Source organism: Pseudomonas sp. p106, assembly GCF_003936645.1.
Lineage (GTDB): Bacteria > Pseudomonadota > Gammaproteobacteria > Pseudomonadales > Pseudomonadaceae > Aquipseudomonas > Aquipseudomonas putida_E.
On the sequence record NZ_RHQR01000006.1, the window covers coordinates 251,185 to 276,930 of the forward strand.

Consider the following 25,746-nt stretch of genomic DNA (forward strand, 5'->3'; position numbering starts at 1 on the left):
CCCTATGCACCCATCCGCCGTCTCGCGCCTAGTCTTTGTGACTCAGTGGTGTCGGCGCGTGCGCGGCTGCGCTGACTGGCCCTGCTGCCCACGCCGTGTTTTCCACACCGAGCCTGGTTGCCCTCGAGAAAAAACCAGGTGTCCGCACTGACGAATTGCACCCCGCCCTTGGCGGGAAGGAATACCTATGCCCAAGACTTTGCTGATAAAGAACGCCGAACTGCTGGTGACGATGGACGGCGAGCGCCGCGAGATCAGACGCGGCGGCCTGTTCATAGAAGACAACCTGATCAAGCAGGTCGGCCCCAGCGACGAGCTGCCCCAGCACGCCGACGAGATTCTGGACATGACCGGCAAGGTGGTCATCCCGGGGCTGGTCAACACCCACCATCACATGTATCAAAGCCTCACCCGCGTGGTCCCGGCGGCCCAGGACGGTGAACTGTTCAACTGGCTGACCAACCTTTACCCGATCTGGGCACGGTTGACGCCCGAGATGATCGCGGTATCGACCCAGACCGCGATGGCCGAACTGATTCTCTCCGGCTGCACCACCTCCAGCGACCACCTGTACATCTACACCAATGGCTGCAAGCTCGACGACAGCATCCACGCCGCCGGGGAAATCGGCATGCGTTTCCACGCCGCACGCGGCAGCATGAGCGTGGGCCGCAGCCAAGGCGGGCTGCCGCCGGACTCGGTGGTGGAAAAGGAAAGCGACATCCTCAAGGAGTCGCAGCGCCTGATCGAGGACTACCACGACGCCAGCCATGGCTCGATGCTGCGTGTGGTCGTGGCGCCCTGCTCGCCGTTCTCGGTCAGCCGCGACCTGATGCGTGAAGCGGCGGTGCTGGCTCGCAACTACGGGGTTTCGCTACACACCCATTTGGCTGAAAACGTCAACGATATCGCTTACAGCCGCGAAAAGTTCGGCATGACCCCTGCCGAATACGCCGAGGACCTGGGCTGGGTCGGCCACGATGTGTGGCACGCGCACTGCGTGCAACTCGACCAGCACGGCATCGAGCTGTTCGCCCGTACCGGCACCGGCGTGGCTCACTGCCCATGCTCAAACATGCGCCTGGCCTCGGGTATTGCACCGATCCGCAAGATGCGCGACCACGGGGTGCCCGTAGGCCTGGGCGTCGACGGCTCGGCCTCCAACGATGGCGCCAGCATGATCGGTGAAGTGCGCCAGGCGCTGCTGCTGCAGCGTGTCGGCTTCGGCCCTGATGCGATGACCGCACGCGAAGCGCTGGAAATCGCCACCCTCGGCGGTGCCAAGGTGCTCAACCGTAATGACATCGGCGCCTTGGCGCCGGGCATGGTCGCCGACTTCGTCGCCTTCGACCTCGGCCATGTCGCCTACGCAGGCGCCCACCATGACCCGCTTGCGGCCTTGGTGTTCTGCACCCCGACTCAGGTCGATACCAGCGTGATAAACGGCCGTGTAGTGGTCAAGGACGGCCGCATCACCACCGTCGACCTGCCGCTGGTGCTGGAGCGCCACAACCAGTTGGCCCGTCAGTTGGTTACCGGCGATTGATAGCGGCCTGCAAGCCTGTAGAGCGGCGCGCAGGCGCCGCTTTTACTGCCCCTGTGCAAGGCGCTGTCAAAGCACCTTCACCGCTCGACCGATGAACTGCACAGGCCCGGTTGGGCGTCCGGTCGGCGAGCCGCCCGCTCTTTCCAGGGTCAGTTCGAACAGTTGGTTGGGCTCCAGGGGAGGCAGGTCATGCGCGGGCACGCGATATTGCTCGCCAGGTTTGACCAGGCCCAGCGACAGTGGCGCCTGCCACTGTTCGCCCTTGGTCCAGAACTGCAGCACCTTGTCGCTCGGTACCGCGAACTGCCCCAAGGGAATCAGTTGAATGCTGCGGGCATCGCTTGCCTGTACCACCCACCCCGGGGCACTGTCTGCCGGCGCAACCAGCACCACAAGGTAGGAAGGCTCCGGCGCCTTGGCGGTCAGCAGCGTGAAGGCCAACAGCAGGCTGGCAACCAGGCCTGCACCCGCCAGGCCTTGCCATAGCACCAGGCGATGCCACCAGCGCCTTGGCTGTGCTGACGCCGCCTTGCGCTGTGGCTGTGGCTGTGACTGTGACTGTGACTGTGCATCGACGCTGCGGCTGATCCGCCCCCACAAACGTGGGCTGGGTGGCAAAGGCTCAGCGAGTGCGTTCAACGCCAATAGCCGCTGCTCCCAGGCATCCACGGCACCACGCAACTGCTGATCCTCCGTCAGGCGCTGGCGCACGGCCTCATGTTGTTCGGCCGACAAGGTACCCAACACATACTCCCCGGCCAACTCATCAAGTGCCTCGGCGGTTTCGCCTTGTGGCTTCTTCATCCCATGCACTCCCGCAACGCCTTCAGGCTGCGTTTGATCCAGGCTTTGACGGTACCCAACGGCGTGTTCAGCAACCCGGCGATTTCGGCATGGCTGCAACCGTCGACATACGCGTGCAGGATGCACAGCTTGCGTGAGGGTTCCAGTTGCTCAAGGCAACGGTGAACCTTGGCCGAGTCCGCCATAAGATCGATATCACTCGCGAAGGGCAACGGTACATGTGCACTGCCAAACGCCCCTTCATCCAGCACGACTTCGCGCCGGGTGTCGCGTATGTAATTGAGCGCCAGGTGCCGGGCCACGCTATAGATCCAGCCCCGCGCAGAGCCGCGTGCAGGGTCGAAGCTAGCAGCCCCGGACCATATCCGAATGAAGGCATCGTGCAGGATGTCTTCTGCTGTAGCGTGGTCGCGGGCGATACGGCGCACCACACCTAGCAGGCGTGCGCCCTCCTCCTCGTAGAGTGCATGCAGCGCTCGGCGGTCTCCCCGTGCGCAGGCTTCAAGGCAACGCTGAAAGTCGAAAGGGGGCAAAGGTGAGTTCACTGCAAGGTCAGCCCTATAGTCCCTGGACGGTTCCCCCAGCCATTGGGCCGGGGGGCTGTCGATCAGCGTAGACGTCAGTGGCTCACCTGCCTATGCGCACTGCCATCATTTTGCCGCCCAGAAGATATAGTCAGCCTGGTAATCAACGATTTTGCGCTCACCTTTGTTTTGCATCGAGCAGGCAGTTGCCGGCGCAACACCGCCGCGGGTGGCCACGCGCTGGATATAGCTCACACCGGTCATGGCCCCTTTACCTTCGGCCGGGCTGGCCTGAACCAGCTGGTAAGGCAGGTCGCCCTTGGCCGCTGGCGCCACGGCCAATTGGGTGCCGGTGACCTTCGAGCCGTCTTTGGCCTGCCAGGTGGCGGGCGGCCCGAAATAGTCGCCCACCGCCTTGCCAGACCTGTCCTTGAGTACCGCTTTGGGGCCGACGAATGTCCACTCGGTCTGGCCGGGGGCATTGGCTTTGTCGCGGCATTCGTAGGTGACCTGGCCCACACCGACGGTTTCCAGCATGACGGCGTGGCCATCCGGAACCTTGACCGCGTCGGGCAAGGCGGATTGAGCGTGAGCGGCTTGGCTGGCCACGATCAGGACAAGACCGCCTGTGAGCATCAGCATGGTAACTGGGCTGTTCATGGTGCAAATCTCCTGGCGAGTAATCGACAGCGCGAAGTCGCGCTACCTGTAATACCCGCCAGGTTGCAGATTGGATGCACCTGTGGAAAAAAATTGTGCATCCACCCGTACGTTGCCCGGCTTGCCTGTCAGCCTACCTGGGCCGGTGCCGTCTTGGCTGCCTTGCGCAGGCTCCACACACCCCATGCCAGGCCGATCACAGCAGCAATGACCGAGCCCGAAAGTACGCCAAGCTTGGCCGCGCCCAGAACGCCAGGGTCAGAGAACGCCAGGTTGGCAATGAAGATCGACATGGTAAAGCCGATGCCTGCCAACAGCCCGATCAGCGTGATGCCGTGCCAGGTAACGCCCGCCGGCAACGCGCACCAGCCCAAACGTACCATCAGCCAGCTGATCGTCACGATACCCAACGGCTTGCCCAGGACCAGCGCCACAGCGACGCCTGTCATCACCCAGTGAGGACCATCGGCAGACAGGTCGACACCAGACAACCCGACACCGGCGTTGGCCAGGGCGAACAGCGGCATGATCGCGAAAGCCACCCAAGGGTGCAGATGGCCTTGCACGCGCAGCACTGGGGCGACCAGCTCGCGCTGCGCCACACGCAGGTTTTTCAGCGGGCTCATGAGTTCGCTGTCATCGATCTGCGGTGCCTTGGCGCGGCCGAGCAGGTCGTCGGTGAAGCGGGTGACGGCCTCCAGTGGGCGCTCGCCCAAAGGCATGGCCCGAACCGGTGTCATCAGGCCAAGCACCACGCCCGCCAAGGTGGGGTGGGCACCGGTCATCAACATGCCCAGCCAGGTGATGAACCCGGGGATGATGTAGGCATAGGCCGAACCGACACCTATCTTCTGCAGGCCGAGCACCAGCAGCAGGCCGATGGCGGCGACGCCGAAACCGCTGTAATCCAGGCCACCGGAGTAGAAGAAGGCAATGATCAGCACCGCGATGATGTCGTCGATGATCGCCAGGGCAAGCAGGAACACCCGCACATTGGAAGGGATCGACTTGCCCAGCAGCGCCAGCACACCCACTGCAAAGGCGATGTCGGTGGCAGTCGGCACTGCCCAACCCTCTTGCGCGGGAGGCGAATGATTGAACGCCAGGTAGATGAGCGCGGGTACCACCACACCGCCGACAGCCGCCGCCATCGGCAGCGTGGCCTGGCGCAGGCTGGACAGCGCGCCTTCATGAATTTCGCGACGGATCTCCATACCGACGACCAGGAAGAAGATGGTCATCAGGCCGTCGTTGATCCAGAAATGCAGTGACTGGGAATAGACCAGCGAGCCGACACCGAAGCTTATCGGCGTGTGCCAGAGGGCGTCATAGCTTTCGGCAGCGGGCGAATTCGCCCAGATCAGTGCTGCAACGGCGGCGATCAACAGTACGACGCCGCTCACGGCCTCGATATGCAGAAAGCGTTCGAAGTTGGCGAATGCGCGTTGGGCAATTTGCTGGGCACGGGGCATTACGTGTTTTTGCATGGGCACAAGAACTCCCGCACGGCGGCCCGACCTGCGTAGTTATTTAACCTGCGTCACTGCGTCATGCAGCTAGCACCCGCGGGCATTCTAACCAAATGGCCTGCCCCAGTCATCCATTCACCGTCTCAAGCCGGCCAAGTCAGGTGAATGAACAAATCTTCATACAGGCCTTCAGCGCCCTGATGCCGGGATGAAACGCCGGATACCCGGCTTCGCGCATCGCACCTGTCTTGAGGCGCGCCCCCGGCACGCGTAGCATCGCCGCCCCGCATCCTTGTGGGAGCCGGCTTGCCGGCGATTCGAGTGCATGGCACTCGTCTACATCCATGTTGGCTGGCCTGGCGTAGTCGCCGGCAGGCCGGCTCCCACAGGTTTGCGTTCAACCGACACACCACCGCCCATGCCCCAACCGATCCCCCTCAAGGACCACGAAAAGGAAAAGCACCTGGTCAACCGCCGGCTCCTGGCTTGCGCTGTCCTGGTCTTCAGCCTGGTCGCCGTGCTGATCGGCCGTCTCTACGTGCTGCAAGTGCTGCAACACGACCAGCAAAGCGCGGTATCGGAAAACAACCGCGTGCACGTACTGCCCATCGCCCCCGAGCGCGGGCTGATCTACGACCGCAACGGTGTGGTGCTGGCCGACAACAAGCCCAGTTTCGACCTGACCATGACCCGTGAGCGCGCCGGCGACTCGGCCAAGGTGCTCGATACCCTGACCCAGGTCCTGAGCTTGGGCGAGGATGACCGCAAGCAGTTCGACAAGGACCTGCGCCGTGGACGCAAGCCGTTTGAACCGGTCACCCTGATGGTTGGCCTGACCGAGGAGCAGATCGCCCTGGTGGCGGTCAACCAGTTCCGCCTGCCGGGCCTGGATGTAGAACCGCAGTTCATCCGTGAATACCCGCTGGCCGAGCACTTCGCCCATTCGGTCGGCTACGTCGGGCGGATCAACGAAAAGGAAGCCAAGACCCTCGACAGCACCGAGTATCGCGGCACCCAATCGATCGGCAAGACCGGTATCGAACACTTCTACGAAAGCCAGCTGCACGGCCACGTCGGCTACGAAGAGGTCGAGACCAATGCCCAGGGCCGGGTGATGCGCGTGCTCAAGCACCAGGCCCCTACCCCAGGCGAAGACATTGTGCTGAGCCTCGACGCCCACCTGCAAGTGGCTGCAGAAAAAGCCTTGGGCGACCGCCGTGGGGCGGTGGTGGTGCTTGACCCGGCCAACGGCGACGTGCTGGCGATGGTCAGCAACCCCAGTTTCGATCCCAACCTGTTCGTCAAGGGCATCAGCTTCAAACAGTACGCGGCCCTGCGCGATTCCATCGACCGGCCGCTGTTCAACCGCGTGCTGCGTGGGCTGTATGCACCGGGGTCGACGATCAAGCCGGAAGTGGCCATCGCCGGCCTCGACAGTGGCGTGATCACCCCCGGCAGCCGGGTGTTCGACCCCGGGTACTACGAGCTGCCCAACTACGAACACAAGTACCGTAACTGGAACCGCAGCGGCGATGGCTGGGTAGACATGTACACCGCCATCATGCGCTCCAACGACACCTACTTCTACGACCTGGCGCACAAGCTCGGCATCGACCGCCTGCACGACTACATGGCCGAATTCGGCCTTGGCCATAAGGTCTCGCTGGACATGAACGAGGAGGCTTCGGGGTTGATGCCGTCTGCCCAGTGGAAACGCGCCACCCGCCGCCAGGCCTGGTACCCCGGCGAAACGCTGATCCTGGGCATCGGCCAGGGCTACATGCAGGTCACCCCGCTACAACTGGCCCAGGCCACCAGCCTGCTGGCCAGCAAGGGCGTTTGGCACCGCCCGCACCTGGCCATGACCGTGGGGGGTGAGACCCCGGTGGACCCGAACCCGATGCCCGACATCGTGCTGCACGACCGGCATGCCTGGGACCAGGTCAGCCAGGGCATGCAGATGGTCATGCACGACCCGCGCGGCATTGCCCGCGCCGCCGCCGCCGGCGCCCAATACCGCATCGCCGGCAAGAGCGGCACCGCGCAGGTGGTGGCGATCAAGCAGGGGGAGCGCTACAACCGCAACAAGACCCTGGAGCGCCACCGCGACAACGCCCTGTTCGTCGGCTTTGCACCTGCCGAGCACCCGAGCGTGGTGGTGGCGGTGATGATCGAGAACGGCGAGGCCGGTGGCAGGGTGGCCGGGCCGGTCGTGCGCGAGGTGATGGATGCTTACCTGCTGGATGACCAAGGGCAGCTGAAACCGCAGTATGCCGGTGGTGCAGTGCCCAAGCAGGTTCCGCACACCTGAGGCAGCCCGACAGCTTAGCGCTGGCACGCCCATGGTCACATTTCGGTCACGCCACTGTCGTAATCTGCCGGGCAACTCTGTGCCAAAGGTCGCCCGGCATGCTCCGTCTGTTGCTCTTGCTGCTTCCCCTGCTCCCCCTGACGGCCGTGGCCGCGCCTGTGCACCTGCGCGTGCAAGGTTCCAACACCATCGGCGCGGCCCTGCTGCCTGCGCTGGTGCAGGGGCATTTGTGGGCACAGCAGGCAACGGCGATCGAGCAACGGCCAGGCGCTGTGGCAAATGAGACCGTGATAACCGCCGTTGATGCCCAGGGCCAGCTTCTGCGCATCGACATCGCGGCGCACGGCTCGAGCACCGGCTTTATCGCGCTTGGCCGTGGCGAGGCCGACCTGGCCGCAGCGTCTCGTCCCATCAACGATGCCGAGGTGCGCCAACTCAAGGCGCTGGGTGATTTGCGTGCAGCCGGTGCCGAGCAAGTGATCGGTCTGGATGGTGTTGCAGTGTTCGTCCACCCCGATAATCCCCTGCCACAGCTCACCACCGAACAACTGGCACACATCTTCTCGGGGCGGATCCAGTATTGGGAGCAACTGGGCTTGGCAGGCGGCCCGATACACCTCTATGCACGCGACGACCGCTCCGGTACCTTCGAGACCTTCAAGGCACTGGTGCTGGAACCGCACCGCAGTGAACTGGCCCAGCAGGCGCAGCGTTTCGAATCCAGTGATGAGTTGGCCGATCGGGTACGTACAGATCGCCAGGCCATCGGGTTCAGCAGCCTGGCAGCGGTGCACGGAGCCAAGGTGCTGGCGATCGCCGAAGGCGATGCGCCAGCCATGCTGCCGGACCGCCCGCTGGTGGCGAGCGAGGATTACCCCCTGTCACGCCGGCTGTACTTCTATTTGCCCGCCAACGCCAAACCCCAGGCCAGGGCCTTGGCAGAATTCGCCCAAAGCCCTGCCGGCCAGGCCATCGTCGCCGAGCAAGGTTTCGTCTCACAGCAGGTCAAGTCCCTGGCCGTACCGGCGCAGGTCGACATGCCGCCGCGCTACCGCAACTTGGCGCAGAAGGCCCAGCGCCTGAGCGTCAACTTCCGCTTCCAGGAAGGCAGTGCCAGCCTCGACAACAAAGCGCTGCGCGACATACAGCGCGTCGCCGACTACCTGCGCCAGGCCGGCAAGCTGCACAGCAAGGCGGTGCTGGTCGGCTTTGGCGACACCAAGGCAACACCGGGCCGTGCCGCCCTGCTCTCGCGCCTGCGAGCACAGGCGGTACGCCGTGAGCTGGCGCGCGATGGCGTCGAAGTGCTGGAGGTGACCGGCATGGGCGACGAGTTGCCGGTTGCGGGTAACGAGCTGGAACAGGGACGCTTGCGTAACCGCCGGGTGGAGGTTTGGGTGTACTGAGGCAGGCAGCCGCGCACAGGCTCAGGCAAAAATTTGTAACAGCGCGCCATTCGGCATCACGGGGAAATGGGTCTAGGCTCAAACCCATGTGATACCGGGCCCCTCTGACGGCTACCGCGCCGCCATGTCGGATCACTGTTGCCATGCAACGTCGACAATCAAGGAGGGGCTCATGACAGCTCTACACACATTTCTCACAACACCATTCCTCGGTACCAGCACCTGGTTGTGGCTGGTGTTCATGGCCATCGTCATCGGCCTGCTGGTACTCGACCTGGGCGTGCTGCACCGCAAAGAACGTGAAATCGAAATGCGCGAAAGCCTGCTGCTGTACTCGGGCTATTTCAGCGTGGGCGTGCTGTTCGGCGCGTGGGTCTGGTACCAACTGGGCGCGCAGTCGGCGCTTGAGTTCTACACAGGTTTTTTAGTCGAACAGTCCTTGTCGATGGACAACGTGTTCGTCATGGCGATGATTTTCGGTTTCTTCGCCATCCCCCGTCGTTACCAGCATCGGGTGCTGTTCTGGGGCATCCTGGGGGTGGTGTTCCTGCGTGCGATCATGATCGGCGTGGGCGCAACACTGGTGCAAAACTTTGAATGGGTGCTGTACATCTTCGGGGCATTCCTGCTGTTTACCGGGGTAAAAATGGCGTTTTCGAAAGAAGACAGCCACCCCGACCTGGCCAACAACCCGGTGCTCAAGTTTGTCAGGCGGCACATGCGCGTGACTGACCAGATTCACGGTTCACACTTCTTCGTGCGCCTCACCCCGCCAGGCGAGAGCAAGGCATTGCGCTATGCCACACCGCTGTTCCTGGCGCTGGTGCTGATCGAGCTGGCCGACCTGGTGTTTGCCGTCGACAGCGTGCCTGCAATCTTCGCCATCACGCAGGATCCGTTCATCGTCTACACCTCGAACATCTTTGCCATTCTTGGCTTGCGTTCACTGTACTTTGCCTTGTCGGCATTGATGCACCGCTTCGTTTACCTCAAGTACGCGTTGGCGCTGGTGCTGATTTTCATCGGCTGCAAGATCTTCTACCACGGCATGGTGGGCAAGGTGCCAGCACTGCTGTCGCTGGGCGTGACGTTCGGGTTGTTGCTCGGTGGGGTGGTGGTGTCGCTGATCAAGACGCGTGGGGAGAAAGCGGTCATGGGTGAAGCGCAAGGGGAACAGCCCCCATCCGCACAGACCAAGAGCGCCAAGAAGGAAGAAGACCCGCAATTGCGGGTCTGACCTTCCCCTTTCCCCTGAGTTTCCTCGATAAACTCAGGACAGCCGGATCAATTCATTTTGGAAAACTTCATCACTAACGCTGCAACTGTTAACCAACCGAAACCAATGATGGTCAGCCATGCAGATATGGCCAGCCGGCGTTTTAGCGCGGCGGGGAATGCTTTTAGCTCCTCAGCATCCACCTGCCCGCGACGCAATACAAAACCTGGGAAGTTGATCAGATTGCCGATCGTACACACCAATAAAAAACGCCACTTGAAACTGGAAGTACCCCAAGTAACCTTTAAGGCCTCAACATATGAATTGCTTGTAATGGAAGAGCAAACAACATCATAGTCGCGCGTCAAAGTGATATATGCATTCATCGCAATTCCGGCCAGAGAAATCACAAACGGCATAATCAAGAATGTTAGTTTTACGGCTACGGGCCAAGCATCAAAACTCATCATCTGAAGACTCAAAAATGTATTCGCCAATACCCTCACCGGCCCACTCACCTAACTTTCCGCCAGCAAAACCGCTTCCTCCGACTACTAAAACACCGCACAGTGGCACCGCTAATCCGCCGGTCCCAACGGCAAATCCAGCACATACTGCTCCGGCAGCCCATGTCGCCAGTGCCGAAGCCGCCATTCCACCCCCTACCCCGCCGCCAAACTTTCCAGACTCTACGAAGCGGGCCTTCCTGCACGCCTCAGTGCTCCCGGCTTGGCAGACCTCCCTCACGTTGAGGTACGACGATGCCGCACCGAGCCCAATGGCTACATTGCCACCTTGCTTGAGATACTTGGATAGCTTCGCCACCTTGTCCAGATGCGTTGCATACCCCGGTATCTGCCCGGCCCCACCCGCCTTCGACCAATGATGAACAAGACTCTTCGTCGAAATATTCAGGCTTTTCTTCAGCCGCTCGTAACTGCCAAGATTCAGCTGTTTATTTAGAAACGCCACCTTCAGTTGACTGTCCAACTGCTGCAACAACTGACGCCGCGACGCAAAAAACTCTCGACTGTTCAAATGCCCATGTCGCAAAAATTCGCGTTGGTGCAATTGCTCTATCTGGGTCAGGGTATTCCTTACCTGTTTCAATCCCTGGTCCAGCATGTCCTTGCCCACCCCCATCGACTGGCTCGCGCTACTGAGCAACCCGGCAATCTCAGCCTGGTGCTGCACCATGAAATCCGACTCCGCAAAATCAAGTGCCGCTAACGCGTGCCGCACCTGTTGAGCGGCCGCCATCAATTTGGCTTCCTCGCGGGTACAGGCATCACCATTGTCCGGGTCTGCGATGACGAAGATTTCTCCGGCCTTGAAACCTTGGTCGAACGTGGGGTTCAGCCGCTGCAGACGGGAAATCGGCAACGTAGCGTCATGCTCGAACAGTTTGAGCAACACCTGGGAGAACGACATGCTTCGGGGGACGATAAAGAAACCCGGCTCCAGTGAACCGGGCATTGCAGTTGCAAAACTTTGCGAAAAGCTCTGCGGGTAAGCAGCAGGCGATACTGCGGTGGTCAGCCCGCGATTGGCGGCATATGCCTGCCTGGCTGAGGGTGCCTCGCCCAGCGGTGCAACGACCCGATTGCTACCGGGCGGGCAGCCGCAATTGACCCGTGCGCCATCCATGGCCACGGCACGACCGTCGGAAATGAAATGCCACACACCTTCGGCGACGGTCCCTGCCTCGCCGCAGAGGGGGCAGGGTGTTGTGCTGTCTCCCACCCTGAGGACCATGCGCCCATCAGTCAAAGACCTGGCCCCGGTAGCGATACAAACAGCGCCAGTGGTAGTGGTGTCCCCATCTACCGCCTGGCCTTTCCCATCCAGGTTGAAACGCATTGGCAAGTTCCCTGTGCATTGGTGAGGTTTCGAAACCTAACACCTGCAACAGGGCTTCCAGTGCCTGAAACTGAAAACGAGACGCTTCCTACATCTGCCGCTTACCTTACTTACAAAGACACCCAGAAAAAGTTCGTCGAGCGCGCCCTCACCGCCCGCTACGCAACATTTCCACCGGCACATACTTGCCGATCTCATACTTGCCAATCGCCGCCCGGTGCACCTCATCCGGCCCGTCAGCCAGGCGCAAGGTACGCTGCATCGCGTACATGTACGCCAGCGGGAAATCCCCACTCACCCCTGCCCCACCATGGAGCTGAATCGCACGGTCGATCACCTTCAATGCGACATTCGGCGCCACCACCTTGATCTGGGCGATCTCACTGCGCGCCACCTTGTTGCCGACCGTGTCCATCATGTACGCCGCCTTGAGGGTCAGCAGCCGCGCCATGTCGATTTCCATGCGTGAGTCAGCGATCTTGTCGACATTGCCGCCCAGCCGTGCCAGCGGCCGGCCGAAGGCGGTGCGCTCGACGGAGCGCCTGCACATCAGCTCCAGCGCCCGTTCGGCCATGCCCACCGAACGCATGCAGTGGTGAATACGGCCTGGGCCCAGGCGCCCCTGAGCGATCTCGAAGCCGCGCCCCTCACCAAGGATCACGTTTTCGTAGGGCACACGCACGTTCTCGAACAACACCTCGGCGTGGCCATGGGGTGCGTCGTCGTAGCCGAAGACGGGCAACGGCCGAACGATCCTCACCCCCGCTGCGTCGGTCGGCACCAGCACCATCGAGTGCTGCTGGTGGCGCGGGCCATCAGGATTGGACAGGCCCATGAAGATCATCACCTTGCAGCGCGGGTCGCAGGCCCCGGAGGTCCACCACTTGCGGCCGTTGATCACCCACTCATCACCGTCACGCACGGCAGTGGCGGCCATGTTGGTGGCGTCCGAGGAGGCCACGTCCGGTTCGGTCATGGCAAAAGCCGAGCGAATCTCGCCCCGCAGCAGAGGCTCCAGCCACTGGCGCTTCTGCGCCTCGCTGCCATAGCGCACCAGCACCTCCATGTTGCCGGTGTCCGGCGCCGAGCAGTTGAAGGGCTCCGGCCCCAGCAGCGAGCGGCCCATGATCTCGGCCAGGGGCGCGTATTCCAGGTTGCTTAGGCCGGCACCGTACTGCGACTCGGGCAGGAACAGGTTCCACAGACCCTCGGCGCGGGCCTTGGCCTTGAGTTCTTCCATGATTGCGGTGGGCTGCCAGCGGTCACCCTCGGCGACCTGGCGCTCGAACACCGGTTCGGCGGGATAGACATGGGCATCCATGAACGCAGTGACGCGCTCGCGCAGAGCCTGGACCTTGGGTGAATAGGCGAAATCCATCGGGGCTACCTTCACGGTTCGAAGTACATGGGCAGAGCCTAGAGCAGTGCAACTCAATCCACCTAGTCTATTTTCTGCGTGTATAAACATTCATAACCGATATATGATCGGCCGATAATTCCAACAAAGAGCGGCGCCCATGAACCTCAGCAAGGTCGACCTGAACCTGTTCATCGTCTTCGATGCGATCTACACCGAAGCCAACCTGACCCGCGCCGGGCAGATCGTCGGTATTACCCAACCAGCGGTGTCAAACGCTCTCTCGCGCCTGCGCGAAACCTTCAACGACCCTTTGTTCGTGCGCACCGCCCAGGGCATGGTGCCCACCCCCATGGCGCAGAACATCATCGGCCCGGTGCGCAACGCGTTGGCGCTGCTGCGCACCTCGGTGCAGGAAAGCCGCATCTTCAACCCGCAGCAGGCCAACAAGACCTTCCGCATCAGCATGACCGACCTTACCGAAGCGGTGATCCTGCCCCCGCTGTTCCAGCGCCTGCGGCGGCTGGCGCCTGCGGTGCTGATCGAGAGCTTCCTGTGCAAGCGCCGCGAAACTACCAAGGAGCTGGCTGCAGGGCGCCTGGACTTCGCCGTCGACGCACCCTTGAACACAGATCCGCAGGTGCGCCATGTCAAGCTGATGCAGGACCGATACGTCTGCGCCCTGCGCCAGGGCCACCCGCTGGCCGACGCCAAACTCACCGTCGAGAGCTACCTGGGCATGACCCATATCCATATTTCCAGCCGTCGAAACGGCCTGGGTTATGTCGACCTGGCGCTAGGCAAAATGGGCGTGCAACGCAAGGTCGCCCTGCGCTCGCAACATTACCTGATGGCTTCACAGGTGCTGCAACAGACCGACATGGCGATGACCGTGCCAGAACGGTTTGCCCGTCGCCACCAATTGCGCTACCAGCCCTTGCCGGTGGAAGTGCCTGCGCTTGAAACGCACCTGTACTGGCATGAAAGCACCGACCAGGACCCGGCCAACCGCTGGATGCGCGAGCAGATCATCGAGTTGTGCCAACGGGTGGTGGCGGAAGAAGAACGGGCGCCGGAACCCGTGTGACCCCTCCTGCACCTTCTAAATGGCCTACGATCAACCGCCTTTGGAGAATATTTTTCTACAAAACCTGTTAAATCATGAAATCAAGGGCAAAAATTTTCGCAGCGCCGAGGGTACGCTTGCTGTCAGGATCGCCGAACCCGCGGCGACAGCGACGGACCCACCGCCATGCCCAGCTCCCCACTCTATTTCGACTACGCCGCCACCACACCGGTAGACGAGCGCGTCATCGAAACCATGCTCACCTGCCTCGGCCGCCAGGTGAACTTCGGCAACCCCGCCTCCTCCGGTCACGCCTATGGCCAGAGCGCCCGCGAAGCCGTCGAGCAAGCTCGCCAACAAGTGGCCGACTGTGTCGGGGCGAGCTCTGAGGATCTGGTCTGGACATCGGGCGCCACCGAGTCCAACAACCTTGCACTCAAAGGCATCGCCCAGGGCATGGGCCAGCCAGGCCACCTGATTACCAGTCAGCTCGAGCACAAGGCCGTGCTCGATACCGTCAGCGAACTGGAGCGCCAAGGGTGGGCAGTCACCCGCCTGGCACCGGATGCTGCCGGCCTGATTCAGCCCTATGACGTACAAGCGGCCCTGCGCGACGATACCCGCCTGGTGTCACTGATGGCGGTCAACAACGAGCTGGGCACCGTCACCGATTTCGCTGCCATTGGCGAGCGCGTGCGCGCCCATGGCGCCCTGCTGCACGTAGATGCGGCCCAGGCAGTGGGCAAGCTGGCCATCGATTTGCGGGCGATGGCGGTAGACTTGATGTCGTTTTCTGCCCACAAGGTCTATGGGCCAAAAGGCATCGGTGCGCTGTATGTCGGGGCTCGCGCACGTGCCTTGATGCGTGCGCAGATTCACGGTGGTGGCCATGAGCGTGGGCTGCGCTCAGGCACCCTGCCTACCCATCAGATCGTTGGCATGGGCAGCGCCTTCGCCCTGGCCGGCCAGCCTGGCGACAGCGAGCACCAGCGCATCGAGCGGCTTGCCAGGCGGCTGCGCGAGGGGCTGCTGGCAGTGCCAAGGGTCAGTCTAAACGGCTGCGCCGACCAGCGCATTGCGCATACCTTGAACCTGTGTATCGAGGCCCCGGGCTTCAACAGCATGGCGCTGGCCAGTGAGCTGGCGCTGTCGACCACCTCGGCGTGCAATTCGGCGAGCCACGCGCCGTCGCATGTGCTGCTGGCGTTGGGGCTGGATGAGGCGCAGGCGCGCAAAAGCGTGCGCATGAGCATCGGGCGGTTTACCAGCGAAGCCGAGGTGGAAAAGGCGATCGCGGTGTTTGAACGCACAGTTGCGGGCGCTTCACCGGCCTTGTGGTGAACCCGGGCTTTACCGCCTGCTGAACCGGCCTCTTTGCGGGCAGGGCCGCGAAGAGACCGGTACTAATGACGCTTGCCTTAAAGGAAGGTAAATACCTTCGCAACCGGCAAGCGCGATTTGTTCAGCCCGGCATTGAAGTCCGACTCGCTGCGATAACCCAGGCTCAGCACCACCACACTGGTGTAGCCCTGCTCACGCAGGCCCAGTTCGGCATCCATGATCTTGCTGTCGAAACCTTCGATCGGCGTCGCGTCCAGGCCATGGGCGGCAGCGCCGAGCAACGCAGTGCCCAGGGCCAGGTAGGTCTGCTTCTCCATCCAGTGCTGCAGGTCTTTCTGATCGTAGCGGTGCAGGTTCACATAATGGCGACGGCTCTGGTTCTGGCCGGCACGGGCCTGATCATCGCGAAAACGTCCGTCAGCCGCTTCCTGGTCGAGCACGGCGTCCAGGTGTGCTTCGGTCATGTCGGTGCGGGTGCAGAACACGATCACATGGGAAGCATCAAGGATCTTCGACGTGTTGTAGGCAAAACCGTCCAGCGTGCTCTTGGCCAGACGTGCCTTGCCCTCGGCGCTGTCGGCCACGATGAAGTGCCATGGCTGCGAATTGACCGAGGATGGGCTGTGGCGCAGCTGCTCGAGCAAGGCGTCGATGGTGGCCTGAGGGATCTTGCGGGCAGCATCGTACGCCTTGGTGGTGTAGCGGCGCTTGGCCAGAGAAACGGTATCCATGTTGCAACTCCTTAAGCGGAACGGGACGTGTGGCGCATATTATCTTTCCTGCAAACCAGAAAAAGCGGCAAAATGCAGCAACACTTTCACCCATGGAGTGAAAATGCTCCGCATCGCCGACCTCGAACTGTTCGTGCGCAGCAGCGTACTGGGAAGTTTCACCGCCGCTGCCCACGAGGCAGACCTGCTGCCCGGGCAGGTCGCAGCCGCCATCAAACGCCTGGAGCGCGACCTCGACGTGCGCCTGTTCGCACGTACCACCCGCAGCCTGCGCCTGACGGCCGAGGGTGAGCTGTACCTGCCCACCGCGCTCAGCGTGCTGCAGAGCCTGCGCCAGGGCCGCGATAACCTGCACGGCGCGCACAGCACCCTGCGTGGGGTGCTGCAGGTGTCGGCGCCCTCGGACCTTGGCCGCAACATCCTGCTGCCGTGGTTGAGTGATTTTCGCCGTGAGCATCCTGAGCTGACCCTGCGGCTGCACCTGTCCGACCACGTTGCCGACCTGTTCCGCGACCCGGTGGACGTGGCCATACGTTATGGCCTGAACGAAGAAGCCAACTACATCGCCCTGCCCCTGGCACCGTGGAATCGCCGCGTGCTGGTGGCCTCGCCGGCCTACCTGGCGCGTCATGGGCGGCCGCAGACGCTGGATGACTTGCAGCAGCACGCGTGCCTGCTTTACCTGCAACAGGGGCGAACCTACGACAAGTGGCGGCTGGGCAACCGTACCGTGCAGGTGAGCGGCCCGCTGTTCAGCGACGATGCCGATGTGGTGCGGCGCTGGGCCGTGCTCGGCGAGGGCATTGCCTACAAGTCGTGGCTGGATGTCAGCGCCAATGTGGCGACTGGCGAACTGGAAGTGCTGCTGCCGGAGCACCCGGGCGAACTGAGCCCGGTAACCTTGGTGTGCCCACACCGCAAGCAGCTGTCGCCTGCGGTATCGCAGTTGCACCTGTGGCTGCGGGAGCGTTTCGCAGCACAGCAGCCGCACTGAAGCCTGCGGTGCACAATTGTTCTAAACGCAGGTGGGGTTCTGCGTTAAGGTGAACTGCCCTACCCTCTGCAGCCTCGCCGCCATGCCCGACTGGATCGACCTCAAGCAAGACGCCGACACCGGCATCGAGTCGGTGCGTGCGCATTTCGTTGGCCACGCCTACGACCCGCACTGGCATGAGAGCTTTCTGGTCGGGGTCACCGAGCAGGGTGTGCAGCAGTTCCATTGCCGCCGTACACGCCATCACAGCACGCCCGGGCAGGTGTTCTTGCTCGAGCCAGGCGACATTCACGACGGCGATGCGCCAACGGCGGAAGGCTTTACCTATTCGACCCTGTACCTGGAGCCAAAATGGCTTGAGGCCGAGCTGCGCGTGCTGTTCGAGCAGGCGCCCAGTGACAGCCTGCCAAGCTTCGCCGATACGCTGTGCGATGATCGCCAGCTTGCCCGCGCAACTACCCTCGCCTTTCAGGCGGTGCATGGTGGCGAAATGCGCATCGTGCGGCAAACCGCCACCGATGACCTGCTCAGTTGCCTCACCGGCCACCTGCACTGGCGCAAGCGCTTGAACCCCGACCCGCGCCTGCCACTGGCGGCACAGCGGGCGCGCGACTTCCTGCATGCCCACCTCGACCAGGACATCGGCCTGGACGACCTGGCACTGGCCTGCGGCGTGGACCGCTTCCGCCTGACCCGTGCGTTCAAGGCCGCCTTCGGCCTGGCGCCGCACGCCTATCTGATCCAGCTGCGCCTGGCCCGTGCCCGGCGTTTGCTTGCCCAAGGCCAGACACCGACCGAAGTGGCCATGGCGCTCGGCTTTGCTGACCAGAGCCACCTGGGGCGCTGGTTCCGCCGTGCCTACCGGCTCACCCCAGCGGACTACCGGCGCCGCTGCTCAAACCTTCCAGACTGACACGCAGCAATCGCCGAGCATGGTGCCCTATTCAACAGGAGCCGTTCACCATGTCGCATTCGTTGTTGCCGTTCATGCTCTTCGCCCTAGTCGCCAGTATCAGCCCCGGGCCTACCAACCTGCTGATCCTTGCCCATGGCGCACGGCAGGGCCTGCGCGCAAGCGTGGCGCCGATCCTGGCGGGTTGCGGCGCGGCGGCAGCGGTCGTGTTGCTGGTCGGCCTGGGCCTTGGTGACTTGCTGGTGCGTCACCCGCTGGCCCAGCAGGTGATGAGCTGGACCGGAGTGCTGTGGTTGAGCTGGCTGGCATGGCGCATTTTGCGCAGCGCGGGGCAGCCCCTGGATGTCAGCGCAGCCAAGCCTTTCGACGCCCTCAGTGCAGCGTCGCTGCAAGTGGTGAACCCGAAAGTGTGGATGATGGCAGTGGCGGTGATCGGGGTGTTTGCCGCGCCGTCGCTGCCGGTGTGGCAATTGGCACTGGTGTTTTTATTGATCGCCCTGCCGTGCATGACAACTTGGGCACTGTTGGGGGTAGGCAGTACGCGCTGGCTGCAGGCGCCGAGGCGGTTGCTATGGTTCAACCGGGGGTTGGCGGGCATGTTGCTGGTGTCAGCCTGGGCCGCACTGCTTGGCTGAGTTGAAGGTGGGCTGTACCGGCCCTGTCGGCTGCAGCCGACGATAGGGCCGGTAACGTCAATCAATGACTCAGGGCCTCGCGAAAGCGCCGGGTACTGGCCATTGCCAGCAGCAAGCCGACCACCGCCACACTGCCGCCGGCCCATCCGATAGAGGCCACCCCCATCTGGCTGCTGACGATACTGCCCAGCAACGCCCCACCGCCAATGCCGATGTTATAGATGCCCGAGAACAGCGCCATCGCCACGTCCGTGGCATCGGACGCCAGCTTCAGGGTCTTGGACTGCAGCGACAGGCTGAAGCTCAGGATCGCGACTCCCCAGAACATGCTCAGCCCGGCAAACAGATAGAAGTTGCTCGCCAGCGGCAACAGCAGCAGCAGGCAAGCCGCCAGCAAGCCGATCGAGCCTACCAGCAGGCCATGCGGAAAGTGGTCGCTGTAGCGGCTGAACAGCACCGAGCCAAACACCCCTGCACCGCCGAACAGCAGCAGCAACAACGTGATGCGCTCACCACTGATCTGTGCCACCTGCAGGGCAAACGGCTCAATGTAGCTGTACGCCGTGAATTGCGCAGTGATCACCAGGGTCACCAACACATACGTGATCACCAGTGCAGGGCGTTTGAACAGGATCGGCAAGCTGCGCAGCGAACCGGAGTTCTGGCTAGGCAGCAGCGGCAGCGATTTCATCAGGCAAAGCATGGTGGCCAGCGCCACCCCGGCAATGCTGAGGAAGGTGACCCGCCAGCCCAGCGCCTCGCCCACCACGCGCCCCAGCGGGATGCCCAGGACCATTGCCAGGGTCGTACCGGTAGCCAGCAAGCCCAACGCTTTCGCCTGCTGGCCTGGCGGCGCCACACGCACCGCCAGCGAGGCGGTGATGGACCAGAACACGGCATGCGCCAGGGCGATGCCGATGCGGCTCAGCAGCAGCATGGCAAAACTTTGCGACAGCCACGACAGCAGGTGGCTGACCACGAACACCAAAAACACGAACAACAGCAGGCGCCGACGCTCGATGTTGCGCGTGAGCAGCATCATCGGCAGCGAGGCCAAGGCCACCACCCAGGCATAGATGGTCAGCATCAGGCCGACCTGAGCGGTGCTCATGTCGAAACTGCGGCCGATGTCGCTGAGCAGCGCCACCGGGACGAACTCAGTGGTGTTGAAGATGAAAGCCGCAAGGGCCAGGGCGATCACACTCAGCCAGCTGCCGCCACCGGTGGTTGGCGCAAGGTTGGTGGGGACAGGTCCGTTCATGGGGCGAATTCTATTCTCCGCAGGCAAGGCGAAAGGACGCGCGTCAGGGGCCAAGTATCGGCCGCGCTGAGGCACGGGTTTGTTATTGGAGGGAATGCCGGCATGGTACGCGTCAACAGCGCGCCTCACAACCAGACGCGCAGACGTGCGCAGGGAAATGGGCGCAGCCCCCAGACCAGATCGCCCATCTGGTCTGGGGGGGCACTGCTTGGCTGGGATGGGTCAGCCCTGCAGCGTCGCCATGTCGATGACGAAACGGTACTTCACATCACCGGCGATCATGCGCTCGTAAGCCTGGTTGATATTGCGGATATCCAGCATCTCGATATCGCAACGGATATCGTGCTCGGCACAGAAATCCAGCACTTCCTGGGTCTGGGCGATACCGCCAATCAGCGAGCCTGCCAGCACGCGGCGTTTCATCACCAGGTTGGCTGCGTGAAGCGCCGGGTCAATCGGCTCGATCAGGCCCACCAGGATATGCACGCCATCGAACTTCAGGGTCTCCAGGTACGGGTTCAGGTCGTGCTGCACCGGAATGGTGTCGAGCAGGAAGTCGAAGCGGCCGGCAGCGGCGCGCATCTGCTCGGCATCGGTGGACACGATCACATGGTCGGCGCCCTGGCGACGGGCTTCCTCGGCCTTGGCCTGCGAGCGAGTGAACAGGGTCACTTCAGCGCCCAAAGCCTTGGCCAGCTTGATACCCATGTGCCCCAGGCCGCCCATGCCAAGGATGCCGACCTTGTGGCCAGGGCCGACGCCATGGTGCTTGAGCGGCGAGTAGGTGGTGATACCGGCGCAGAGAATCGGCGCCGCGCTGGGCAGGTCCATCCCGGCCGGGATGCGCACCACAAAGTGCTCGCTGACCACGATGCTGCTGGAGTAACCGCCCATGGTATTGCTGCCATCGACCCGGTCCGGGGTGGCGTAGGTCATGGTCGGGCCTTCCAGGCAGTATTGCTCCAGGTCCTTGGCACAGGCCTCGCAGTGGCGGCAGGAATCGACCATGCAGCCGACGCCGACCAGGTCACCGACCTTGTGCGCCGATACCTTCTCGCCCACCGCCGTGACGCGGCCGACGATCTCGTGCCCGGGCATCAGCGGGTACACGGCAATGCCCCACTCATTGCGGGCCTGATGGATGTCGGAGTGGCAAACGCCACAGTAGAGGATCTCGATGGCGACATCGTCCGGGCGCGGGCTGCGACGCTCGAAGGTCATGGGTGCCAAAGGGCTGGTCGGGGTTTGGGCGGCGTAACCGATAGCAGTGTACATACAAGACCTCAGATGCAAATGAAACGATTCAGTCGATACATTTTCCGCATCCTCGCCCTCCCCGGCCACAGCAGATCCTCCGAGGTGAATGCCTGATTCTCCGAACCTGGCCAGAGCCACCTGGCGCCAAGCCTCAAATCTGAGATGATGCAAGTGTCTGATTCTCTGCCCATGGTCCATCATGCAACTGACCCGCCACGTCGACGCCAACGCCACGCTGTGCGCCCTGATCCGCAGCCTGGCCACACGCCCGGGCTTCGTGCCCACTCATCTGCCACAGGTCCAGGTTTTGAGCTGGGACCATTACGTGGCCAGCAGCCCGCAGATCTACGAGCCCAGCCTGATGATCCTGGCCCAGGGCAGCAAGCTGGCGCGCCTTGGCCCGCGCACCCTGGAGTACGGCGCCGGGCATTACCTGGTGCAGGCGCTGTCGGTGCCGTTCATGTGCGAAACCTTCGCCACCGCCGAAGCGCCGTTGCTGGGCGTGGCTGTGGACATCGACCGTGGCGTGCTGGGTGAACTGGTACAGAGCATGGCGTTGGCGCCTGACCCCGCAGTGCAGGCGCAGACACCGCAGTCGATGACCTCGGCAGCGCTGGATGTGCCCATGCGCGAATGCGTCGAGCGGCTGTTACGCTGCCTGCAGGACCCGATAGACGCCAAGGTGCTCGGGCCGGCGCGGGTGCGCGAGGTTCTGTACACCGCACTGCGTGGGCCGCAGGCCGGGGTGTTGCGGGCGCTGGTCGAGCAGCAGGGGCACTTCGCGCGCATCGGCGCCGCCCTTGCTCACCTGCGTGAACACTACACCGAGCCGCTGAGTGTCGAGGCGTTGGCAGCGCGGGCGAACATGAGCGTGTCGACCTTCCACGAGCACTTCAAGCGCTGCACCGACATGGCGCCGATGCAGTACCTCAAGCGCCTACGGCTGCTCAAGGCGCAACAGATGCTGATCGGCGAAGGCCTTGGCGTGGCGCAGGCGGCGCACCGGGTGGGTTACCAGAGCACCTCACAGTTCAGCCGCGAGTACAAACGCCAGTTTGCCCGTAGCCCGGGAGATGAGCAGGCCTATCAGAGTTTGCCTGCCTGACTGTACGGGCGACAAGCGGGCCCAGCCAAGGCCGTCGACCAAGACATCGATACGCGCTGAAGCCCCGTCACGCTGTCAACGGCCACTGCGCCAGCGGCAGGTACTGGCCTTTGCGCGACTCGTAGAGCGCGAAGTACCGGGCGGCGATGAAGAAGTCGGGCGCCACGCTGGCCTCGGGCGCCTGGCCGCGAAAGTCCCGTGACAGGGTCAGGTGTGGCCGATACTCACGGGCCTGCTCGGCAAAGCCCATGGGCAGCAGTGCCTGCTGCAGCCCATAGGCCAGATGGCGCAGCGCAGCCGGGGGCTGTTGCGGCTCGAGCACCAGGACGTTTGCCCGCGGCCAGACCTTGAGCTGATCGAGCAGCAAGCGCAGGGGGGCATCAGGGCGCGCCAGGTTGTCCACCGCAGCGCAAATCGCCGGTACCTGCGCTGCATCCACATCGCCTAGAAACATCAGGGTCAGGTGGAAGTTCGCACTGGGCACAGGTTTGCCGCTACGCAGCTGGAGGCCACGCCGCCACTGGGCTATCGCACGCTGCTGGGCGTCGGTTACCGGCAGGGCGAAAAACAGCCGTTTGAAGGGGGCGCCACTGCGGCGCGGGTCCTGAACCATGCGTGCTCCTTTACCTTAAACGTTTGCGCAAACTGCGGCCATTACACCTTGGTCGGCCGCAAATCTCGCCAACCTCGGTACAAACTATCTGTACAAACTCCCCCCATGATTGTTTATGCTGGCGGGCTTATGCCATGGCGCATGGCCATTTTTCGACAAGTAATCGTCCATGAAAATTGCACTCGTACTGATCTTTGCCCTCTCGATCGCCTATGTTCATCTGCGCGGTCGGGTACGCCACAAGCTCACCCGCCAATTGGGTGACCACTCCAGTTTCCTGGCCCCGGTCAACAGCTTCCTTTACCTGTTCTCCAGGCACCCGGCCAAACCCTATCTGCCGGTAGAAGCGTTCCCCGAGCTGCAGCCGCTCAAGGACCACTGGCAGGAAATCCGCCAGGAGGCCCAGCAGTTGCTGCATGTGGGCGAGATCAAGAAGTCCGATAATTACGACGACGTTGGCTTCAACTCCTTCTTCAAGACCGGCTGGAAGCGCTTCTACCTGAAATGGTACGGCGAAAGCCACCCGTCTGCGATGAACCTGTGCCCGCGCACCACCGAATTGCTGCAGGGCATCGGCACGGTCAAGGCAGCCATGTTCGCGACCCTGCCGCCGGGCGCCAAGCTGGTGCGCCACCGCGACCCTTATGCCGGCTCCTACCGCTACCACCTGGGCCTGGATACGCCGAACGACGATGGCTGCTACATCGATGTGGATGGCGAGAAGTATTCCTGGCGTGACGGCGAAGCCGTGGTGTTCGACGAGACCTACATCCACTACGCCGCCAACACCACCGAGCACAACCGGATCATTCTGTTCTGCGACATCGAGCGCCCGCTGAAATACCGCTGGGCGACTGCGTTCAACCGCTGGTTCAGCCGCAATGTGATGGCTGCCGCGGCAGCGCCGAACAATGCCAATGACAAGACTGGCGGCATCAACCGCCTGTTCACCCGGATCTACAAGATCCGCGAACGGGGCAAGGCACTGAAAAAACGCAACCGCATGCGCTACTACCTGGAGAAGTGGCTGGTGGTGGCGGCGTTGGTGCTGGCGTTCATCTATATCTGAGCAGGCCGGGAGCCTTTTGCCGCCATGATCCACATCCGCCCCATGACGCCCGAGGACTTCGAGCGTTTCTGGCCCACCTTCCAGGCCGTTGTCCAGGCCCGCGAAACCTACGCCTACGACCCTGCCCTGAGCCTCGAACAGGCACGCCAGCTATGGCTGGAGCTGCCTTTGCACACGCTGGTGGCCGAGCAGGACGGTGAGTTGCTGGGGGCATACTATCTCAAGGCCAATGCCGCCGGCCCCGGTGCCCATGTCGGCAATTGCGGCTACATGGTCGCCGAAGCCGCCCGTGGTCGCGGCGTGGCCAGGCTGATGTGCGAACACTCACAGAAACTGGCGCGCCAGGAAGGCTTCCTGGCGCTGCAGTTCAACTCGGTGGTGGCCAGCAATGAAGTGGCCGTGGCGCTATGGCACAAACTGGGCTTCGAGACCGTCGGCCGCTTGCCCAAGGCTTACCGCCACGCCCGCCTGGGCCTGGTGGACTGCCTGGTGATGTACAAATGGCTGGCCGACGAGCCGGTAGTGGAAAAACCGCCGCTGCTGATTGGCCGCAAGAACATCGAGGCGCGCGTGTCGCGGCGGCGTGGCCGCTAAACGCGTTGATACCCTGGCCCGCGCCACCGGATTTGCACTTTTCTGCGAACCCGTGGCATAGATGCGGGTCAACGCCTGTATGTGACCGTCTGCGCCACTCAAGGAGCCCCTGCATGAGCAAGTCCCCCTATGTTCCGCCCAAGGTCTGGCGCAATGAGTCAGCCTCTGGCGGCCAGTTCGCCAGTATCAACCGCCCGATCGCCGGCCCTACCCACGACAAGGCGCTGCCTGTTGGCAAGCACCCGTTGCAGCTGTACTCGCTGGCAACCCCCAACGGCGTGAAAGTCACCATCCTTCTTGAAGAACTGCTGGCCCTGGGCCACAGCGGCGCCGAGTACGACGCCTGGTTGATCCGCATCGGCGAAGGCGACCAATTCTCCAGCGGGTTCGTTGAGGTCAACCCCAACTCGAAGATCCCCGCCCTGCTCGATCGCAGCGTCGAGCCACCGGTTCGGGTATTCGAATCGGGTTCGATCCTGCTGTACCTGGCCGAGAAATTCGCAGCCTTCCTGCCCACCGGTGCGGCCGCGCGTACCGAAACCCTGAACTGGCTGTTCTGGCAGATGGGTTCGGCGCCTTATCTGGGTGGGGGCTTTGGCCACTTCTACGTGTATGCCCCGGAAAAGTTCGAATACGCCATCAACCGGTTCACCATGGAAGCCAAGCGCCAGCTGGACGTGCTTGAGCGGCGCCTTGCGCAAAGCCGCTACCTGGGTGGCGATGAGTACAGCATCGCCGATATCGCCGTGTGGCCGTGGTATGGCCAACTGGTACGCGGCAACCTGTATGGCGCAGCAGAGTTCCTTGCCGTGCATGAATACCCGCAGGTGCAACGCTGGGCCGAGGCGATCGCGCAGCGGCCGGCCGTGCAGCGGGGCACCCGGGTCAACCGCACCTGGGGAGATGAAGCCAGCCAGGTGCCCGAGCGCCATTGGGCGGCAGATCTGGATTAAGCGCGTATGGGCCGCCAAGCGGCCCTTTGCCCAGCAAGCCGGCAGCCGCAGGGCCCGACAA

At 62.8% G+C, this 25,746-nt stretch carries 24 protein-coding genes; 13 read left to right on the top strand and 11 right to left on the bottom strand.

Annotated elements, in window-relative coordinates; all coding sequences use genetic code 11:
- Positions 1-187 precede the first annotated feature (187 nt).
- On the top strand, positions 188-1,546 hold the full coding sequence (locus tag EGJ09_RS10455; RefSeq protein WP_125923785.1) for an 8-oxoguanine deaminase: 1,359 nt from the start codon (positions 188-190) through the stop codon (positions 1,544-1,546).
- Between the two features lie 66 nt (positions 1,547-1,612).
- Here the strand turns inward: EGJ09_RS10455 and EGJ09_RS10460 are convergent, their stop codons facing one another.
- The 4 genes from EGJ09_RS10460 to nhaA all read right to left on the bottom strand — a co-directional run bounded on the left by EGJ09_RS10460 (position 1,613) and on the right by nhaA (position 5,021).
- A complete protein-coding gene (locus tag EGJ09_RS10460; RefSeq protein ID WP_125923786.1) occupies positions 1,613-2,350 on the bottom strand; it encodes an anti-sigma factor domain-containing protein in 738 nt (245 codons plus the stop codon).
- The gene (locus EGJ09_RS10465) at positions 2,347-2,895 is read right to left on the bottom strand and encodes a sigma-70 family RNA polymerase sigma factor (RefSeq protein ID WP_125923787.1); all 549 of its coding nucleotides are present in this window, start codon (positions 2,893-2,895) and stop codon (positions 2,347-2,349) included. The genes EGJ09_RS10460 and EGJ09_RS10465 overlap by 4 nt, the downstream gene beginning before the upstream one ends.
- A gap of 105 nt (positions 2,896-3,000) precedes the next feature.
- Complete coding sequence (locus EGJ09_RS10470; RefSeq protein WP_371926683.1) at positions 3,001-3,516, bottom strand: DUF3455 domain-containing protein; 516 nt, start codon at positions 3,514-3,516, stop codon at positions 3,001-3,003.
- A gap of 146 nt (positions 3,517-3,662) precedes the next feature.
- Complete coding sequence (nhaA, locus tag EGJ09_RS10475) at positions 3,663-5,021, bottom strand: Na+/H+ antiporter NhaA (protein ID WP_046785800.1); 1,359 nt, start codon at positions 5,019-5,021, stop codon at positions 3,663-3,665.
- Between the two features lie 400 nt (positions 5,022-5,421).
- On the opposite strand from nhaA, the gene mrdA reads away from it, so the two are divergent.
- From mrdA to EGJ09_RS10490, 3 genes are all read left to right on the top strand, one after another.
- Positions 5,422-7,314 (top strand): penicillin-binding protein 2, encoded by a 1,893-nt coding sequence (mrdA, locus tag EGJ09_RS10480; RefSeq protein WP_125923788.1) that lies wholly within the window; start codon positions 5,422-5,424, stop codon positions 7,312-7,314.
- 98 nt (positions 7,315-7,412) lie between these two features.
- Complete coding sequence (locus tag EGJ09_RS10485; protein ID WP_125923789.1) at positions 7,413-8,720, top strand: substrate-binding domain-containing protein; 1,308 nt, start codon at positions 7,413-7,415, stop codon at positions 8,718-8,720.
- A gap of 172 nt (positions 8,721-8,892) precedes the next feature.
- Positions 8,893-9,957 (top strand): TerC family protein, encoded by a 1,065-nt coding sequence (locus EGJ09_RS10490; protein ID WP_115274508.1) that lies wholly within the window; start codon positions 8,893-8,895, stop codon positions 9,955-9,957.
- A gap of 47 nt (positions 9,958-10,004) precedes the next feature.
- Here EGJ09_RS10490 and EGJ09_RS10495 read toward each other — a convergent pair whose 3' ends face one another.
- The 3 genes from EGJ09_RS10495 to EGJ09_RS10505 all read right to left on the bottom strand — a co-directional run bounded on the left by EGJ09_RS10495 (position 10,005) and on the right by EGJ09_RS10505 (position 13,174).
- The gene (locus EGJ09_RS10495) at positions 10,005-10,406 is read right to left on the bottom strand and encodes a hypothetical protein (RefSeq protein ID WP_115274507.1); all 402 of its coding nucleotides are present in this window, start codon (positions 10,404-10,406) and stop codon (positions 10,005-10,007) included.
- The gene (locus EGJ09_RS10500; protein ID WP_125923790.1) at positions 10,393-11,796 is read right to left on the bottom strand and encodes a PAAR domain-containing protein; all 1,404 of its coding nucleotides are present in this window, start codon (positions 11,794-11,796) and stop codon (positions 10,393-10,395) included. Before EGJ09_RS10500 ends, EGJ09_RS10495 begins: the two co-directional genes overlap by 14 nt.
- 148 nt (positions 11,797-11,944) lie before the next feature.
- Positions 11,945-13,174, bottom strand: coding sequence for an acyl-CoA dehydrogenase (locus EGJ09_RS10505; RefSeq protein WP_125923791.1), 1,230 nt, complete (start codon positions 13,172-13,174; stop codon positions 11,945-11,947).
- Positions 13,175-13,313: 139 nt separating this feature from the next.
- Here EGJ09_RS10505 and EGJ09_RS10510 point away from each other — a divergent pair, with 139 nt between their 5' ends.
- Together EGJ09_RS10510 and EGJ09_RS10515 are read left to right on the top strand one after the other, a co-directional pair.
- On the top strand, positions 13,314-14,240 hold the full coding sequence (locus EGJ09_RS10510; RefSeq protein WP_046785795.1) for a LysR family transcriptional regulator: 927 nt from the start codon (positions 13,314-13,316) through the stop codon (positions 14,238-14,240).
- 165 nt (positions 14,241-14,405) lie between these two features.
- Complete coding sequence (locus EGJ09_RS10515; RefSeq protein WP_125923792.1) at positions 14,406-15,560, top strand: cysteine desulfurase family protein; 1,155 nt, start codon at positions 14,406-14,408, stop codon at positions 15,558-15,560.
- A 77-nt stretch (positions 15,561-15,637) separates the two neighbouring features.
- On the opposite strand, the gene nfsB is transcribed toward EGJ09_RS10515, so the two are convergent.
- Positions 15,638-16,291: an oxygen-insensitive NAD(P)H nitroreductase gene (nfsB, locus tag EGJ09_RS10520; protein ID WP_125923793.1), complete on the bottom strand. Its 654-nt coding sequence runs from the start codon at positions 16,289-16,291 to the stop codon at positions 15,638-15,640.
- Between the two features lie 103 nt (positions 16,292-16,394).
- Here nfsB and EGJ09_RS10525 point away from each other — a divergent pair, with 103 nt between their 5' ends.
- From EGJ09_RS10525 to EGJ09_RS10535, 3 genes are all read left to right on the top strand, one after another.
- Entirely contained in the window at positions 16,395-17,285 is an 891-nt protein-coding gene (locus EGJ09_RS10525) for a LysR family transcriptional regulator (protein WP_046785792.1), read from the top strand.
- Between the two features lie 82 nt (positions 17,286-17,367).
- Positions 17,368-18,198 carry an AraC family transcriptional regulator gene (locus EGJ09_RS10530; protein WP_125923794.1) on the top strand — a complete coding sequence of 277 codons (831 nt, stop codon included), beginning with the start codon at positions 17,368-17,370 and terminating at the stop codon, positions 18,196-18,198.
- Positions 18,199-18,248: 50 nt separating this feature from the next.
- Complete coding sequence (locus tag EGJ09_RS10535; RefSeq protein WP_125923795.1) at positions 18,249-18,833, top strand: LysE family translocator; 585 nt, start codon at positions 18,249-18,251, stop codon at positions 18,831-18,833.
- A gap of 61 nt (positions 18,834-18,894) precedes the next feature.
- Here the strand turns inward: EGJ09_RS10535 and EGJ09_RS10540 are convergent, their stop codons facing one another.
- Together EGJ09_RS10540 and calA are read right to left on the bottom strand one after the other, a co-directional pair.
- Entirely contained in the window at positions 18,895-20,094 is a 1,200-nt protein-coding gene (locus EGJ09_RS10540) for a sugar transporter (RefSeq protein WP_125923796.1), read from the bottom strand.
- Between the two features lie 222 nt (positions 20,095-20,316).
- A complete protein-coding gene (gene calA / locus EGJ09_RS10545; protein WP_125923797.1) occupies positions 20,317-21,369 on the bottom strand; it encodes a vanillin reductase in 1,053 nt (350 codons plus the stop codon).
- Between the two features lie 181 nt (positions 21,370-21,550).
- On the opposite strand from calA, the gene EGJ09_RS10550 reads away from it, so the two are divergent.
- A complete protein-coding gene (locus tag EGJ09_RS10550; RefSeq protein ID WP_119687267.1) occupies positions 21,551-22,456 on the top strand; it encodes an AraC family transcriptional regulator in 906 nt (301 codons plus the stop codon).
- Positions 22,457-22,523: 67 nt separating this feature from the next.
- Here the strand turns inward: EGJ09_RS10550 and thpR are convergent, their stop codons facing one another.
- Positions 22,524-23,069, bottom strand: a complete 546-nt coding sequence (thpR, locus tag EGJ09_RS10555; protein ID WP_125923798.1) for an RNA 2',3'-cyclic phosphodiesterase — start codon at positions 23,067-23,069, stop codon at positions 22,524-22,526.
- Between the two features lie 169 nt (positions 23,070-23,238).
- Between thpR and lpxO the strand changes: the two genes are divergently transcribed.
- The 3 genes from lpxO (at position 23,239) to yghU (ending at position 25,685) form a co-directional block, all read left to right on the top strand.
- Positions 23,239-24,138, top strand: coding sequence for a lipid A hydroxylase LpxO (lpxO, locus tag EGJ09_RS10560; RefSeq protein WP_046785785.1), 900 nt, complete (start codon positions 23,239-23,241; stop codon positions 24,136-24,138).
- A gap of 24 nt (positions 24,139-24,162) precedes the next feature.
- Positions 24,163-24,732: a GNAT family N-acetyltransferase gene (locus tag EGJ09_RS10565; RefSeq protein ID WP_125923799.1), complete on the top strand. Its 570-nt coding sequence runs from the start codon at positions 24,163-24,165 to the stop codon at positions 24,730-24,732.
- Positions 24,733-24,845: 113 nt separating this feature from the next.
- Positions 24,846-25,685 (top strand): glutathione-dependent disulfide-bond oxidoreductase, encoded by an 840-nt coding sequence (gene yghU, locus EGJ09_RS10570; protein WP_119687269.1) that lies wholly within the window; start codon positions 24,846-24,848, stop codon positions 25,683-25,685.
- Positions 25,686-25,746 lie beyond the last annotated feature (61 nt).